The 16,792-nt window shown below is 45.0% G+C and carries 17 protein-coding genes; all 17 read left to right on the forward strand.

Going from position 1 to position 16,792, the window contains the following annotated elements; genetic code table 11:
• Window positions 1-9: 9 nt before the first annotated feature.
• The 17 genes from rimP to ACFQZR_RS04805 all read left to right on the forward strand — a co-directional run bounded on the left by rimP (window position 10) and on the right by ACFQZR_RS04805 (window position 16,752).
• A complete protein-coding gene (rimP, locus tag ACFQZR_RS04725; protein ID WP_379343306.1) occupies window positions 10-483 on the forward strand; it encodes a ribosome maturation factor RimP in 474 nt (157 codons plus the stop codon).
• 51 nt (window positions 484-534) lie between these two features.
• Window positions 535-1,629, forward strand: a complete 1,095-nt coding sequence (gene nusA / locus ACFQZR_RS04730; RefSeq protein ID WP_379343308.1) for a transcription termination factor NusA — start codon at window positions 535-537, stop codon at window positions 1,627-1,629.
• Between the two features lie 28 nt (window positions 1,630-1,657).
• Window positions 1,658-1,972, forward strand: coding sequence for an RNase P modulator RnpM (gene rnpM / locus ACFQZR_RS04735; protein ID WP_018757886.1), 315 nt, complete (start codon window positions 1,658-1,660; stop codon window positions 1,970-1,972).
• On the forward strand, window positions 1,965-2,288 hold the full coding sequence (locus ACFQZR_RS04740; protein WP_314586193.1) for a L7Ae/L30e/S12e/Gadd45 family ribosomal protein: 324 nt from the start codon (window positions 1,965-1,967) through the stop codon (window positions 2,286-2,288). Before rnpM ends, ACFQZR_RS04740 begins: the two co-directional genes overlap by 8 nt.
• Before the next feature lie 61 nt (window positions 2,289-2,349).
• On the forward strand, window positions 2,350-4,947 hold the full coding sequence (gene infB, locus ACFQZR_RS04745; RefSeq protein WP_379343820.1) for a translation initiation factor IF-2: 2,598 nt from the start codon (window positions 2,350-2,352) through the stop codon (window positions 4,945-4,947).
• A gap of 15 nt (window positions 4,948-4,962) precedes the next feature.
• Window positions 4,963-5,310: a 30S ribosome-binding factor RbfA gene (rbfA, locus tag ACFQZR_RS04750; protein WP_379343312.1), complete on the forward strand. Its 348-nt coding sequence runs from the start codon at window positions 4,963-4,965 to the stop codon at window positions 5,308-5,310.
• Between the two features lie 4 nt (window positions 5,311-5,314).
• The gene (locus ACFQZR_RS04755) at window positions 5,315-6,310 is read left to right on the forward strand and encodes a DHH family phosphoesterase (protein ID WP_379343822.1); all 996 of its coding nucleotides are present in this window, start codon (window positions 5,315-5,317) and stop codon (window positions 6,308-6,310) included.
• Window positions 6,307-7,221, forward strand: a complete 915-nt coding sequence (gene truB / locus ACFQZR_RS04760) for a tRNA pseudouridine(55) synthase TruB (protein WP_379343314.1) — start codon at window positions 6,307-6,309, stop codon at window positions 7,219-7,221. Before ACFQZR_RS04755 ends, truB begins: the two co-directional genes overlap by 4 nt.
• 53 nt (window positions 7,222-7,274) lie before the next feature.
• Window positions 7,275-8,219, forward strand: coding sequence for a bifunctional riboflavin kinase/FAD synthetase (locus ACFQZR_RS04765; RefSeq protein ID WP_379343316.1), 945 nt, complete (start codon window positions 7,275-7,277; stop codon window positions 8,217-8,219).
• A gap of 140 nt (window positions 8,220-8,359) precedes the next feature.
• Entirely contained in the window at window positions 8,360-8,629 is a 270-nt protein-coding gene (gene rpsO / locus ACFQZR_RS04770) for a 30S ribosomal protein S15 (protein WP_018757893.1), read from the forward strand.
• A gap of 136 nt (window positions 8,630-8,765) precedes the next feature.
• Window positions 8,766-10,868 (forward strand): polyribonucleotide nucleotidyltransferase, encoded by a 2,103-nt coding sequence (gene pnp / locus ACFQZR_RS04775; protein WP_379343319.1) that lies wholly within the window; start codon window positions 8,766-8,768, stop codon window positions 10,866-10,868.
• A 118-nt stretch (window positions 10,869-10,986) separates the two neighbouring features.
• A complete protein-coding gene (locus ACFQZR_RS04780) occupies window positions 10,987-11,979 on the forward strand; it encodes a polysaccharide deacetylase family protein (RefSeq protein ID WP_379343321.1) in 993 nt (330 codons plus the stop codon).
• Between the two features lie 258 nt (window positions 11,980-12,237).
• Entirely contained in the window at window positions 12,238-13,488 is a 1,251-nt protein-coding gene (locus ACFQZR_RS04785) for a M16 family metallopeptidase (protein ID WP_379343324.1), read from the forward strand.
• Between the two features lie 6 nt (window positions 13,489-13,494).
• On the forward strand, window positions 13,495-13,974 hold the full coding sequence (gene dut, locus ACFQZR_RS04790) for a dUTP diphosphatase (RefSeq protein WP_018757897.1): 480 nt from the start codon (window positions 13,495-13,497) through the stop codon (window positions 13,972-13,974).
• Window positions 13,975-14,156: 182 nt separating this feature from the next.
• Window positions 14,157-15,056 carry a dipicolinate synthase subunit DpsA gene (gene dpsA / locus ACFQZR_RS04795; protein WP_379343824.1) on the forward strand — a complete coding sequence of 300 codons (900 nt, stop codon included), beginning with the start codon at window positions 14,157-14,159 and terminating at the stop codon, window positions 15,054-15,056.
• Window positions 15,053-15,649, forward strand: coding sequence for a dipicolinate synthase subunit B (locus ACFQZR_RS04800; protein WP_018757899.1), 597 nt, complete (start codon window positions 15,053-15,055; stop codon window positions 15,647-15,649). The genes dpsA and ACFQZR_RS04800 overlap by 4 nt, the downstream gene beginning before the upstream one ends.
• Window positions 15,650-15,714: 65 nt before the next feature.
• Window positions 15,715-16,752 (forward strand): aspartate-semialdehyde dehydrogenase, encoded by a 1,038-nt coding sequence (locus ACFQZR_RS04805; protein ID WP_379343327.1) that lies wholly within the window; start codon window positions 15,715-15,717, stop codon window positions 16,750-16,752.
• Window positions 16,753-16,792: the final 40 nt, after the last annotated feature.

A 16,792-nucleotide genomic window follows, 5' to 3' on the forward strand; every position in this document is an offset into this window, starting at 1 on the left:
GGTAACATCTTGAGTACACCGAAGATTAAATCGGTTGTGGAAGAAATGATTCAGCCATATTTGGATGAAAATGGGTTCGAACTCGTTGATGTCGAATATGTGAAGGAAGGTAGCAGCTACTTTTTGCGCGTGTTCGTGGATAAGGAAGGCGGGATCGATATTGAAGATTGCGGCCTTATTAGTGAATTTTTAAGCAATCAGCTAGATGCGAACGATCCAATTCCAGAAGCATACTTCTTAGAGGTTTCATCGCCAGGCGCTGAACGACCGCTCAAAAAGCCAGAGGATGTTCACAAAGCAATAAACAAAAACGTGTATGTGACTACATATGAGCAGATTGACGGCACGAAGGAATTTGAAGGTATATTACTTTCCTTTGATGGAGAAGAAATGGTCATTGAAGCGATCACGAAAGGGAGAAAGTCGAAGAAGACGATTCCTTACGCGAAAGTTGCTAGTGCAAGATTAAGTATTCTGTTCTAACCAATTGATGATGAATAAGGGTGAAGGATTGAAAGGGGGAGCTATTCCGCAATGAGTATGGATTTTATTGAAGCGCTTCATGAAATTGAGCGCGAAAAAGGGATAAGCAAGGATATTTTGTTAGAGGCAATCGAGGCCGCTTTAATTTCAAGTTATAAACGCAACTTTAACACGGCACAAAATGTTCGCGTTGACATGAACCGCCATAATGGCGTGATCAAAGTATACGCGAGAAAGACCGTTGTGGAAGAGATTCTTGATCCTCGGATGGAGATTTCCCTCTATGCGGCACGTGAGATTAACCCGAACTTCCAAATGGGGGATATCGCAGAGATCGAAGTAACACCACGTGATTTCGGACGTATCGCTGCACAGACTGCCAAACAGGTTGTGACACAACGCATTCGTGAAGCAGAACGCGGCTTGATCTATAATGCGTATATTGAGAAGGAAGAAGATATCGTTACAGGTATCGTTCAACGTCAAGATTTACGTAATGTCTATATTGATTTAGGTAAAATTGAAGCGGCTTTGCCGTTAAATGAGTTGATGCCTAATGAAAAATTCAAGCAAGGGGATCGCGTCAAAGCGTACATCACGAAGGTTGAGAATACAACAAAGGGACCGCAAATTTTGCTCTCCCGTACACATCCGGGTCTGCTCAAGCGTTTGTTCGAGCTCGAAGTGCCTGAGATTTTTGACGGTGTTGTTGAGATTCGTTCCGTGGCTCGTGAAGCTGGCTTCCGTTCCAAGATCGCAGTATATTCGCGCAATGAGGAAGTTGATCCAGTTGGATCCTGCGTAGGGCCGAAAGGGGTTCGTGTTCAGACGATCGTGAACGAGCTGAAAGGCGAGAAGATCGATATCGTCTGCTGGTCCGACCGCGTTGACGAATATGTAGCGAACTCACTTAGTCCATCCAAAGTCTTAGAGGTTCAAGTATTCGAACAAGAGAAAATGGCGCGTGTCATCGTACCGGATTATCAATTGTCCCTTGCGATTGGTATTAAAGGTCAGAACGCTCGTCTTGCAGCGAAGCTTACGGGCTGGAAGATCGATATTAAGAGCGAGACACAAGCGGAAGAAGAATACGGACGCGAGAGAACAGGCGAGACGATGCATCAGGATTCCGTATCGATCGACTAATTGATTACGCGACGGGGGAGGGGATCGTATGAGACCTAGAAAAGTACCGCTGCGAAAATGTGTTGCTTGTCAGCAAATGATGCCCAAAAAAGAACTGATTCGTGTGGTGAAAACGCCGCAAGATGAAGTGTTAATTGATTTGACTGGCAAAAAAGCAGGACGCGGCGCTTATTTATGTGGTAAGCTGTCCTGTTTCAAGCTGGCTCATAAGAGCAAGGCGCTAGATCGTGCATTGAAGCATCAGGTACAGCCTGAAATATACAACCAACTGGAGCAGGACTTTATACGCGTTGAAGATGAATTCATTGCGAATAAAGAGCGGGCGGAGGATGAAGATGAGTAAAGTAAAGTCCCACTTGGGACTTGCAATGCGTGCAGGGAAGTTGATCACGGGTGATGAAATCGTGCTCAAGGCTGTCCGTGCGGGTCAAGCTCATCTCGTTATTGTCGCAGGCGACGCTTCAGAGAACACCAAGAAGAAATTTCGCGACAAATGTCATACGTACAACGTGCCGCTTGCGATCGGTTTCGATCGGGGAACTTTGGGAGAATGTATCGGTAAAGCCGAACGCGTCGTTCTAGCAGTGACAGACCCAGGTTTTTATCGAATGATCAGTAAGGAAATGTTGATATTGTCGGAGGTGGAGTATATTGAGTAAACAAGACAACAAAGATAATAAAGATAAACTAAGAGTATATGAGTACGCGAAGTCTTTAAATATGAGCAGTAAAGAAATTATTACGATCATGAAACGGCTCGATATTCCTGTGAACAACCATATGAGCGTGATGGAGAATGATACCGTGGGCCGTGTGGAACAATTCTTCCGGGATATTAAGGCGAATGCAGCAGCGAAACGTTCGAGCACTGACAAAGGTCAAGTAAGTGCGCCATCGAATCCGCCTGCTTCAGGATCGCAAGTGAATACTGCGAGTACACCAGCGTCTAAGGCAAACGAAGTGGCGACGATCTCTGCGAAACCGAGCCAAGTGAAGACACAAGGACAGCGGGATGGAGGAACAGTTACACAATCCAAACCAGTTGGCCAACAGCAACAGCCGAACCGTCAACGTGATGGGCAGTCAACTAACCCATCGCGTGATGGACGTGATCAAAATAAACCTCGCCAACCTGAGAAGCAGGGGAATTTTCAAACGAATAACAATTCAAAAAATCAGGATCAGCGCAGAACAATGGGGAACCCTAACGGAACAAGCAATGGAAAAGCAAACTCCGGGCAACGACCAGGCCAAGGTAGACCAGCATTCCAAGGAAATAGTAATAATTCACAAGCTACGAGACCACAAAATCATGGGAATCAGGCACAAGCTCCCAATAAATTCAATGGAAACTCTGGCAAACAAGTGGATGAGGGAGAGGAATTCGTGTCAGTAACTAAACCAGCAACAGCACCAAAGAAAACGAAGCCTAATCAAAAGCGCTTCGATGATAACAAAGTCAGCAGCTTCAAAGGAAATCAAGGTGGCTATAACAACCGTGGCGGAAGAAACCAACGCGGCAGAGGCCAACAACCTGTTCAAGAAAAACGTGAGAAGATCGATAATACACCGAAGAAAATTATTGTGCGCGGCAATATGACGGTTGGGGAAACCGCTAAATTGCTTCACAAGGATGCTTCTGAAGTCATCAAAAAATTAATTTTCTTGGGTGTTATGGCTACCATTAACCAAGAGCTTGATCTGGATACGATTCAATTGCTTGCTACAGAGTTCAAGGTCGAAGTTGAGATCAAGATCCCTGTTGAGGAAGACCGTTTTGAAGATGTAGAAGAAGTAGATGATGAAGCTGATTTGAAAACACGTCCTCCTGTCGTTACGATCATGGGACACGTTGACCATGGTAAAACAACATTGCTTGATGCAATTCGTTCGACGAATGTAACAAGCGGTGAAGCAGGCGGAATCACGCAGCACATCGGTGCGTACCAAGTTGAAATTAACGGCAAGAAGATTACGTTCCTCGATACACCAGGTCACGAAGCGTTTACAACAATGCGTGCACGTGGTGCTGAAGTAACAGATATCACAATTATCGTTGTTGCAGCGGATGACGGTGTTATGCCACAGACGGTTGAGGCTATCAACCATGCGAAGGCAGCAAATGTACCGATTATCGTTGCGGTGAACAAAATCGACAAACCAGGTGCGAACCCGGATAAAGTGAAGCAAGAACTAACAGAATATGAATTGGTTCCAGAAGAGTGGGGCGGCGACACGATCTTCGTTAACCTATCTGCGAAACAACGTACGAACTTGGAAGGTCTGCTCGAGATGATTCTTCTCGTTGCGGAAGTGAATGAATACAAAGCGAACCCAGATAAGCGTGCTCGTGGTACGGTTATCGAGGCTGAGCTGGATAAAGGTCGCGGTCCAGTAGCTCGTATCCTTGTTCAACATGGTACACTACGCGTTGGGGATGCATTCGTTGCAGGGAACTGCTTCGGTCGTGTCCGTGCAATGGTGAATGACAAAGGTCGTCGCCTGAAAGAAGCAGGTCCATCAACTCCAGTTGAGATTACGGGTCTTACAGAAGTTCCACTTGCGGGCGATCCGTTCATGGGCTTTGAAGATGAGCGCAAAGCACGTGCTATTGCTGACCGTCGTGCAATTACACATCGTCAATCCGAACTTAATGCGAATACACGTGTTACGTTGGATGATCTGTTCAAGCACATCAAAGACGGCGAGATCAAAGACCTCAACGTGATTATCAAAGGGGACGTTCAAGGTTCGGTTGAAGCATTGAAGGGTTCATTGGCGAAGATCGAAGTTGAAGGCGTTCGTGTTAAGATCATCCACAGCGGTGTAGGTGCGCTTACTGAATCCGATATTATTCTGGCAGCCGCTTCGAATGCCATTGTCATTGGGTTTAACGTTCGCCCTGATAACCAAGCTAAGATTACTGCAGAGCAAGAGAAAGTTGATGTTCGTCTGCACCGTGTTATCTATAGTGTTATTGAAGAGATTGAACAAGCGATGAAAGGGATGCTTGATCCTGAATATCGTGAGAACGTGGTTGGTCATGCAGAAGCACGTAATATTTTCAAAATCAACAAAATGTCGATCGCAGGTTGTATGGTTACATCCGGTAAGATCATTCGTTCGGCAGAAGTTCGCGTCATTCGCGAAGGTATCGTAATATTCGAAGGCAAAATCGATTCCTTGAAACGCTTCAAAGATGATGCCAAAGAAGTGGCACAAGGCTACGAGTGCGGTATTACTATTGAACGCTTCAATGACATTAAAGAGGGAGATATTATCGAAGCCTTTGTCATGGAAACGGTAGAGCGTAAGTAGAGAGGTGACACACCCATGGCTAAAATTCGTGTAGGACGTGTTGGCGAGCAACTGAAAAAGGAACTCAGCCAAATGATCCAATCGGAGTTAAAAGACCCCCGGATCGGTTTCGTGACCGTGACTGGGGTTGAAGTTACAAATGATTTATCGCAAGCTACAGTATACCTGAGTGTACTTGGCGACGAGGAACAAAAATCAAATACGTTAAAAGCGTTGGCGAAAGCTAATGGATATCTTCGATCTGAATTAGGGAAAAGAGTCCGTCTTCGTCACACCCCGGTGTTAATCTTTAAATTCGATTCCTCGATTGAGTACGGTAGTCGAATTGAAAAGATCCTCGGTGAAATTCAAGATGGAGAGTAATATGATGAAGTTGAATTCTAACGATTCGTTGTATGCAGAAGAGCTTCAAGCTGCATACAACTTCATCAATCATCATGACGATTTTCTGGTAGTATCACATGTCCAACCGGACGGTGATGCTGCCAGTTCAACCGTCGCGATCGGTTGGTTATTGTCACAACTGGGTAAGAAATTCACGATGATCAATGAAGGGGCTATTCCAAGCCGATTAGACTTCTTGTGGTCCGCGAATGAAATACATAATTATACACTTGCACCACCAAACCGTACTTTTAGCACGGTTATTTGTGTAGATTGCGCAGATTTCTCAAGAACCGGTAAAGTACAGCAGCTCTTTACAGAAGATCGAGTCCTCTTGAATATTGATCATCATCCGACCAATGACAGCTTTGGTACGGTGAATTTGATCAAGGCAGATGCTGCAGCAACAGCAGAAATCCTATTCGATCTCATGAATCAATTCGGTATTGTGTGGGATGCCCAGATTGCTACGGCATTGTATACCGGGATTCTAACGGATACAGGTGGGTTCCGCTATGCGAATACAACACCTCGTGTTATGGAGATTGTATCGCTGCTTTTAACGTATGGTGTGAATGGACATCAGCTTGCCGATCATTTGCTAGAGAAGATGTCGATGGCACAAATGCTCCTCTTAACGAAAGCATTATCCAGATTGACTTTTACCGATGGTAATCGTGTGGGTTATATTTATGTGACACCAGAAGATATGTCGGAAACGGGTGCTGTTAATGAGGATCTAGAAGGTTTGGTGAATTACCCGCGTAACATTGAAGGCGTGGATGTTGGGATTATGTTCAAGCAAGTAAGCGATGTAGCAGTCAAAGTTAGCCTTCGTTCGAATGAGCATGTGAACGTAGCTGAAATCGCTCAATCTTTTGGCGGTGGCGGTCATGTCCGTGCGGCAGGATGCAGAATTGAAGGAAAATTGAATGATGTGATAAATCAAGTTGTGGAACGAGTGAGGCAGCAATTATGATAGATCTTGATGGAATTTTACCCGTATTGAAGCCGGCAGGCTGGACATCGCATGATGTCGTTGCGAAGGTGCGTGGGCTGATTCGTATGAAGCGAATTGGCCATACGGGCACCTTAGATCCTGCAGTGACTGGTGTATTGCCGTTGTGCTTAGGACGAGCTACGCGATTAGTTGAATATCTTCAAGAACTTCCTAAGGAGTATGAAGCCGTTCTCCGCCTTGGGATCGCGACAGACACCGAGGACTTGACGGGAGAAGTTATCGAGCGTCTTGATCCGGTTGAAGTAACAGAGGAGCAGGTCCAAGAAGTCATTCAATCGTTCGTCGGTACGATTGAGCAGGTTCCGCCGATGTATTCAGCAGTAAAGGTGGATGGGAAGCGATTATACGAGCTTGCTCGTGAAGGTAAAGTCGTAGAGCGTAAATCGAGAGAGGTCACGATCTACAAGATTGAGGTGCTGCAGATTCAGCTTCAAGGACCTGAGCCGGAAGTTCACCTCCGCGTCCTATGTTCCAAAGGTACTTATATTCGCACACTATGTGTCGATATAGGGAAAGCATTAGGTGTACCGGCAACAATGGCTTCGCTTGTGCGAACGATGTCTGCCAATATGACGAGAGAACATGGTCTTACGCTCGAACAAATTGCGGAATACAAACAGCAAGGTAGTCTGCATGAGCATCTCATTCCGATGGATGTATCGGTATCCCATTTACCCGCGCACACCATTGCTGCGGATAAAGCATATCAAGCTGTTCAAGGTCAGAAAATATCCGGCATAGCGGTATCTCCAGTAGTGGATGTACCTGGATGTATTCGTTTGTACTCGCCAGAAGGACAATTTTATGGTATCTTCGAGAGAAAGCCAGATGAGACATTCATAAGACCGGTCAAAGTGTTCTTACCGTAACTGGCTTGCATTGTAGCAAATTCTGATGATGAGAATTGCAGGTGTTGATTAACGTGAAAAAAATTACAATATCTTATCCGCTCACACCAGAGCAAATGGAACAATTCCGTAGACCGCAAGCGATGGCCCTTGGTTATTTCGATGGCGTTCATCTTGGACATCAACAGGTGATTGGTGGAGCCGTCGCTTATGCTAGAGCACATGGCATTCCTGCTTCGGTCATGACATTCCACCCAAAGCCGCGTGAAGTATTGCGCAAAGAAAAGCACAGTAACTATATCACGCCGCTCAGTGAGAAGCTTGAAGTCATGGCACGCCTAGGTGTAGATCAGCTATTTGTTGTGCGTTTTGATGAGGCCTTTTCTCATATATCTCCGACAACTTTTGTTGAAGAATTCCTTACTGCACTTGAAGTCAAGCATGCTGTGGTAGGATTTGACTATGCTTTTGGCTATAAGGGCGAGGGAAATCCAGAGATGTTACGGGAGCTTGGCAAAGGTCAGATGACTGTCGATGTGATTCAGCCTTGGTTGCTATCGGGTCTGAAGGTGAGCAGTACATTAATTCGCAAGCACTTAAGTGAGGGCGAAGTGGAGGAAGCTAATAGACTCCTTGGTCGGCCTTATACCGTTCATGGAACCGTCATTGCAGGTGAAGGTCGGGGCAACACGATTGGATATCCGACGGCCAATGTTGACCCAACCGATGCGTACTTAATTCCATGCAATGGGGTATATGCTATTCAGGTCTATCTTTCTGAGAAGAAGTATGATGGCGTCATGAATATCGGAGTCAAGCCAACCTTCCATAAAGATGGGATGAAGCAGACGCTTGAAGCGCATTTGTTCGATTTCAACGAGGATATCTATGGGGAACAAGTTCGTATCGAATTTATCGAATATATTCGCCCGGAGCAGCGCTTTAGCTCGGTCCAAGAATTAATCGCACAGATTCATCGTGACGCAGATACGGTGAGAGCGATTCTAGCTTCAAAGTAGACATTTACATTCCTATATCGAGTGTGATATACTGAATAACGTTGTTGTCTAATCGGACAACATCATTAACCTTAGCTTGGTTATACGTCTCACCATCGTTGACGAGGCTAATGGCGATTATATTGAAGGAGGTGAATAGGATGGCTTTAACTCAAGAACGCAAAACGCAACTGATTGAGGAACACAAAAAACATGCAACTGATACAGGTAGCCCTGAGGTGCAAGTTGCTGTCCTAACAGAAAACATTAAGAACTTGACAGACCACTTGCGTACGCATAAGAAAGACCACCACTCACGTCGCGGTCTTTTGAAAATGGTAGGTCAACGTCGTAAACTTCTTGCTTATTTGAAAAACAAGGATGTTAGACGTTACAGTGCTTTAATCGAAAAGCTAGGACTTCGTCGCTAATATACGACAAACTGCAGCCTGGTTGTTCACCGCATGCGCTTCGATGCCGTGCGGGTGCAACCGGGTTGCTTTTTATAAAAAAGGAAATAATAATAGTAATACATACAAAATGATGAAAGAAATAAGGAGGGGTTTCATGTTAAAACGTGTTGAAATGCAGTTGGGCGGAAGATCGTTGATTCTTGAAACGGGTGTCCTGGCCAAGCAAGCAAATGCTGCGGTTAAAGTACAATACGGTGACACTGTCGTTCTATGTACAGTCACAGCTTCGTCCGAACCAAAAGATTTGGACTTTTTTCCGTTAACGGTCAATTATGAAGAGCGTCTGTATGCGGTTGGTAAAATTCCAGGCGGATTCATTAAACGTGAAGGAAGACCAAGTGAAAAAGCAATTCTATCCAGTCGTCTAACGGACCGACCGATTCGTCCGTTATTCCCAGAAGGATTCCGTAATGATGTACAAATCGTAAATCTCGTAATGAGTGTGGATCAAGATTGCTCTCCTGAGATTGCTGCGATGATCGGTACTTCTGCTTCGCTCAGTATTTCTGATGTTCCATTTAACGGACCGATTGGTGGCGTTATTGTTGGTCGTGTTGACGGTCAGTTCATCATTAACCCAACGGTAGCCGAAGAAGAGAAGAGTGATCTTCATGTCGTGGTAGCAGGCACGAAGGATGCGATCATGATGGTTGAGGCGGAAGCGAATGAAGTAGCGGAAGAAGTTATGCTTGAAGCAATCATGTTCGGACATGATGAAATCAAGAAAATCGTTGCTGTAATTAATGATTTCGTCGCGCAAGCTGGTAAAGAGAAAATGGCAGTAAAATTGCATACGGTCAATGAGACTGTCAATGCAGAAGTTCGTGCATTTGCTCAAGAACGCCTTGTGGAAGCCGTTAAAATTGCGGAGAAACATGCGCGTCAAGATGCGATTGATGCAATTAGTGCTGAGGCAATCGCACATTTTGAAGGACAATATATTGAACAGGACGAGCTTATGGATGATGTGAAGGAAATTCTTCATGACATCGTTAAAGAAGAAGTTCGCCGTTTGATTACACATGATAAAGTAAGACCAGATGGTCGTAAATTGGAAGAAATCCGTCCAATTTCTTGTGATATCAATATTCTTCCACGTACACATGGAACAGGATTGTTCACACGTGGACAGACACAGGCATTAAGCGTATGTACACTTGGTGCATTGGGCGATGTTCAAATTTTGGATGGTATCGGTTTAGAAGAGACCAAACGATTCATGCATCATTACAACTTCCCACCATTCAGCGTTGGGGAAGCAAGACCTCTTCGTCCTCCAGGTCGTCGTGAGATTGGTCATGGTGCCCTAGGTGAGCGTGCGTTGTCCAAAGTTATTCCTTCTGAGGCTGAATTCCCATACACGATTCGTCTTGTATCGGAAGTTATCGAATCCAATGGTTCGACTTCGCAAGCGAGTATTTGTGCGAGTACACTTGCAATGATGGATGCTGGGGTTCCGATCAAAGCACCAGTAGCTGGTATTGCAATGGGTCTCATTAAAGATGGGGAGCATGTATCCATTCTTTCTGATATTCAAGGTATGGAAGACCACCTCGGTGATATGGACTTTAAAGTTGCAGGAACAGCTCAAGGCGTAACTGCGATTCAAATGGACATCAAAATTGATGGAATTGATCGTCAAATTCTTGCGGATGCGTTAAAACAAGCAAGAGAAGGACGTATGCATATCTTATCTAAAATGTTAGAGGTTATTGGTCAACCGAAAGAAAGCTTGTCGCCATATGCACCGAAAATTATGACCATGCATATCAATCCAGATAAGATTCGTGATGTAATTGGTGCGGGTGGTAAGATCATCAATAAGATCATTGAAGAGACTGGCGTAAAAATTGATATTGAGCAAGACGGTCGCGTATTTATCGCTTCTTCCAATGCCGAGATGAATGAGAAAGCTCGTTCGATCATTGAAGGTATTGTAAGAGAAGTGGTTGTCGGGGAAATCTATCTAGGAACGGTCAAACGGATTGAGAAGTTCGGTGCATTCGTAGAGATCCTTCCTGGCAAAGATGGCCTTGTGCACATTTCACAACTTTCTACAGAGCGTGTTGCGAAAGTTGAGGATGTCATTGCGATTGGTGACACAATTACTGTTAAAGTCACTGAAATTGATCAACAAGGTCGTGTCAACTTGTCCCGTAAAGCAATTTTAACGGCAGAAGCTGCAGAACAAGCTTAAACAATTTTTATAACAACGAAGAGACAGAGATGATCTGTTTCTTTTTTTGTCTAATTGGACATATTCCCCCTTGCTAACTCATAGATTAGGACAAATTAGTCGAGGGGACGAATTGTCGATGATGCGCAAGAAACTATTTATGATCATAAGCAGCTTCATCATTTTTCTGCTACTTGCAGAATGGACGGGGTATCGGGAGACGATCGCCGTATGGAGAGGCACGCAGCCTACGACGAACGCTTTTGAATGGTTCAAAACCGACGCTTCCGATGTACTCATGAAACGGATTTTGCAAGAAGCCGATCAACGTCGCGTACCACCAATAGAGCCTCGAATTGATCGAGTATGGAAGCTGATTCCCGGATATAATGGGATTGAAGTAGATGTCGAGAAGACCTATCAATTGAATCATGCATCCGCCGAAGGCGATCCAATTAAGTTTGTATACAAGGAATTGACGCCAACGAAGAGTTTGGATGACTTGCCAGCAAATCCGATGTATCGGGGTAACCCGGAAAAACCGATGGTATCGTTAATGATTAACGTTGCTTGGGGCGATGAGTTTATTGGGCCCATGCTAGATACATTAGATACTGAACAGGTGAAAGCGACTTTTTTCTTTGATGGGAAGTGGCTCGATTCGCATGTCGATATGGCGAAGGAGATTCAGCGGCGCGGACATCAACTCGAGAATCATGCTTATTCGCATAAAGATATGAGTAAGTTAAATGAATATGAAGCGACCCAAGAAATTGCGAAGACGCAGAAGCTGCTTAAGGAAAAGCTTGGCGTCGAGAATAAATGGTTTGCACCGCCATCCGGTGATTTTGATGCGGAGACGGTACGCATTGCGCACAGTCTTAATTTAAAAACCGTATTATGGACACTGGATACGGTTGATTGGAAGAAGCCAACACCGAGTTCCGTGGTCGAGAAGATTAGCCGAAAGGTTGAAGCGGGTTCACTCATCCTAATGCATCCGACAGCATCGTCGAGTGGCGCGCTTAAAGGGATGATACGTGTTATTAAGCAACGAGGATACACGTTAGGTACGATCGATGAGATGGTATCGACTACCAGAGTGAAGAAAGCGAAGGTTGAGGGACGGTAATATTTTTGGTACGATTAGAGGAGTCAGTTTTGTTCGGCAAAATTAGAAATACCAAAACATAAATGCCCGGGTTTCACGTGAGATGAATTCTCTCCAGCCGCTCTTGTCCGCCCTTTTCTTATGATTGGATGAGAGGGGTGAAAAGGGCTCCCAAAGGCGGACGTAAACTCTTCCGAGACTTCATTCTCCCGCCTTAGGGGCTATTTATATTTTGAAATTATTCTAAGATTTTGTGACAAAACTTTGAGGAGGATATACATGATCAAAACAACACTAAGCAACGGCCTCCGCGTCGTTATGGAGCAAATTCCGACCTTCCGTTCGGTCTCCTTCGGCATCTGGGTTCGAACAGGTTCCCGGAACGAGCAAGTGGCGAACAACGGGATTTCGCATTTTATAGAACATATGCTCTTCAAAGGGACGGATCGGTACACCGCGAAGGAAATTGCAGAGACATTCGATGCCATTGGAGGCAATGTTAATGCATTTACATCAAAGGAATATACATGCTATTATGCTAAAGTTCTCGATGAACATTTGCCGATCGCGGTAGATGTCCTCGCAGACATGTTCTTCGCTTCGAAATTTGATACGGAGGACATGGACAAAGAGAAGAACGTGATTCTAGAAGAAATTGCGATGTATGAAGATACGCCAGATGATATGGTTCATGATTCCGTATCGCGTGCTGCTCTAGGAGATCATCCATTATCCTACTCGATATTGGGGACAGAAGAGCGGCTTAGAGCGATGACTTCCGATGACCTTCGTCAATATATGCAGGAGCATTATACGATCGAGAATACCGTAATCAGTGTTGCGGGCAACATTAATGATCAGACACTCGCGCTCCTAGAGAAGCATTTCGGTCACTTTACTGTCCATGGGATGGAACAGCAGCTCGACGCGCCGAATTTTGACGGACAAGTGATCTATCATAAGAAGAAAACAGAACAGAACCATATTTGTCTTTCCATGCCAGGTTGCTCCAGTTCGGATCCGCGATTATACGGAATGGTTATTCTGAATAATGCGATTGGCGGCGGAATGAGCTCACGGCTATTCCAAGAAATTCGGGAGAAGCGGGGATTGGCTTACTCGGTTTATTCCTATCACAGCTCCTATGTGGATACAGGTTTGTTCACGATTTATGCAGGTACAGCACCGAAGCAGACGAAGGAAGTATTGGATTTAACGATGGAAGTCATGAACGAAGTCGTAGCTCAAGGGCTGACGGAATCGGAATTCTCCAAAGGCAAGGAACAGCTGAAAGGAAGTCTGATTCTTAGTCTAGAGAGTACGTCAAGTCGAATGAATCGTCTAGGCAAAAACGAATTGATGTTAGGACGTCATTTTACACTGGATGAAATGATTGAACGAATTGAAGCGGTTACGTTCCAAGATATTGAGTCGCTGCTTCACCAGATGGTCGCTGTGCCGTTTGCCGTTGCGATGGTAGGTAATTCGGATAAGGCGTTGAACCAAATCAACCGTCAATTAAAGAAGTAATCGAATATGCTTGATGATGTTACGGAGGGGAAAAAATTGATTTATGATGTAGAAATTAAACAGCTCCCAGGTAATGAAGATGTATCCTTACCCACGAAGATGTCGGAGCTTGCAGCGGGATTTGACTTATATGCAGCCGTGACAGAGCCTCTTGTGATCGCACCAGGGCAGCGTGTGCTTGTGCCTACAGGCTTTGCTATGGCGATGCCGGCACAGCTCGAAGCACAGATTCGTCCACGCAGCGGCTTAGCTTACAAACATGGCATTACATGCCTGAATTCGCCAGGTACAATTGATGCCGATTATCGGGGAGAAGTGAAGGTTCTCTTGGCCAACCTAGGTCAAGAACCATTCACGATTGAACGGCATGAACGAATTGCTCAAATGGTGATTCAGGAAGTTCCGCAAGTCCGTCTTTTGAAGGTTGAGTCTTTATCCGATACCGTTCGCGGAGCGGGTGGATTTGGTCATACAGGTACGAAATAAGACAAGATGCCGATTTCTCTAATACAGAGAGATCGGCTTTTTTGGTGTTCGGGATCCCTCGCAGAGTACCTTAATCACATCTAAGTCAAAGCACTATTGTCGCGTTATTTAATGTGCACCCTTTCTAGGCACAGGCATACTATATTTTATATATCAGTGGTGTCTAAGGAGTGAACAGCAAAATGCTTACAGGCGTTCAAGTTGTCTTAATTGGCGGTGATGCGCGGCAATTAGAAATCATCCGCCAGCTGGCAGAGCTCGACGCTTCCGTCACAATCGTTGGTTTTGATCAATTACAAAACTCATTTCATGGTGTGGTAAGGTCAGGGCTTAACGACTCATTATTCGAGACGACAGATGCGCTTATACTGCCTGCTGTTGGTACAGATGATCGAGGTATTATTAATGCGATATTTACTTCGGAAGAGCTGAAGCTTACGGAAAAACAAGTTGCGCTGCTGCCAAAATCAAGCTGTGTCTATACAGGGATGGCGAAGCCTTACTTGAGAGAATTATGTGCGAAACATCAGATTAAGCTCGTAGAGTTATTTGATCGTGATGATGTTGCCATTTATAATTCGATCCCAACAGCTGAAGGTGCCCTGATGATGGCGATCCAGAACACGGATATTACGATTCATGGTTCGCAGTGCGTCGTCTTAGGACTAGGGAGAACAGGATTAACGATGGCGAGGTCGTTACAGGCTCTAGGGGCAAAAGTAAAGATGGGGGTTCGCAGGAGCGAGCACTTTGCGAGAGCATTCGAGCTTGGCTTTGAGCCCTTCTATATCAAGGATCTGGCGGCTCAGGTCGCCAACATTGACTTGCTTTTTAATACGATTCCGACTATGATAGTCACAGCACAAATTATTGCGAATATTCCCAATCGGGCGGTCATTATTGACCTTGCTTCAAGCCCTGGCGGCACGGATTTTCGCTTCGCAGAGAAGCGCGGTGTCAAGGCATTGTTAGCACCCGGTTTACCCGGTATTGTAGCCCCTAAGACAGCTGGACGTATTATGGCAGGCATTCTGAATCAGTTGATTACGGAACAGGTGCAAGAACGGGGGAATCAAGCATGAATTGGCATGGGAAAACGGTAGGCTATGCTTTAAGTGGATCACATTGTACATTTGCGGAAGTGATGCCGCAAATTCAGAGATTTATAGACTTGGGTGCGAAGGTCGTTCCAATTGTAACGAATACAATTATGACGACAGACACCCGTTTTGGCACATCGGAAAATTGGCAAAAACAGTTGAAAGATATTACGGGTAATGATATTATTTCTACAATTGTTGAGGCTGAACCGCTTGGACCATCGAAGCTGCTGGATGTTGTTGTTATTGCGCCATGTACGGGGAATACAACGAGTAAACTAGCAAATGCGCAGACGGACAGCGCTGTGTTGATGGCAGCTAAGGCTCAAATGCGGAATCAGAAGCCGGTTGTACTTGCAATTTCAACGAATGATGGACTCGGACTGAATGCAGCGAATATCGCAAAGCTTATCAATGCGAAGAACATCTATTTTGTGCCGTTCGGTCAAGATAATCCACAGCAGAAGCCTAATTCTCTCGTTGCTAGAATGGATTTGATTGTAGAGGCTTGTGAAGCCGCGATCGAGGGTAGACAGCTGCAACCAATGATTATTGAACGCTTTAACTATGTATAAGTTAGCAGATACGGTTTATTAGACCGTAATAAGTTAATAGATATTGCTAAGGGGAGAGCTGCCAGATGTCGTATCAGAAATTATTTAACGTTGCTGTCGTCGGCGCAACAGGAGCTGTAGGGGAACAAATTATTGGACTGCTTGAGAAGAGAAATTTCCCCATTAATCAATTGAAATTGTTATCTTCTGCTCGTTCAGCAGGAACGAAGGTTACATTTAAAGGGCAAGAAATTGTTGTAGAAGAAGCGAAGCCTGAGAGTTTTGAAGGCGTAGAGATTGCTCTATTCAGCGCAGGTGGTGATGTAAGTAAGGCGCTTGCACCAGCAGCAGTAGAGCGTGGCGCAATCTGTATTGATAATACCAATGCATTCCGTATGGACCCAGATACTCCGCTTGTTGTACCTGAAGTTAATATCGATGCTATTAATGAACATAAAGGAATTATTGCGAATCCGAACTGTTCTACCATTCAAATGGTTGCAGCTCTGAAGCCATTACAAGATCGTTATGGGATTTCGCGCATTATCGTGTCGACATATCAAGCGGTATCCGGAGCGGGTGCACGCGCTATTGATGAGATGGTTCGTCAATCGAGCGAGGTCCTTGCTGGACGTGATGTTGAACCTCAGATCCTGCCAGTCGGCGCTTTGCCAGTGAAGCATCAGATCGCATTCAATGTCATTCCGCAAATTGATAAATTCCAAGACAATGGATATACATTGGAAGAAATGAAGATGGTTCGTGAGACGAAGAAGATCATGGACGACGAGTCCATTGAAGTAACGGCAACTTGTGTACGGGTTCCAGTCGTATACGGCCATTCTGAATCGGTTTACGTTGAGCTTAAGAATGAGTATGAATTGGAAGACGTAAGAAAATTAATGGAGAATGCGCCTGGCATTACACTCGTGGATGATCCTGCGAATCAACAATATCCGTTAGCAACAGAAGCAGCAGGTAAACCGGACGTGTTCGTTGGCCGTTTGCGCCGTGATCTTGGCCATACACGTGGATTAAATATGTGGATTGTCTCTGACAACCTGATGAAGGGTGCGGCGTGGAATGCGGTTCAAATCGCAGAATTTATCGCCATCGAACAATAAGCCACATATACTGTGTTATCAACTGTCTTGAATGGATTTG

The sequence above is a fragment of the Paenibacillus sp. GCM10027629 genome (assembly GCF_042676425.1).
Lineage (GTDB): Bacteria > Bacillota > Bacilli > Paenibacillales > Paenibacillaceae > Paenibacillus_K > Paenibacillus_K terrigena.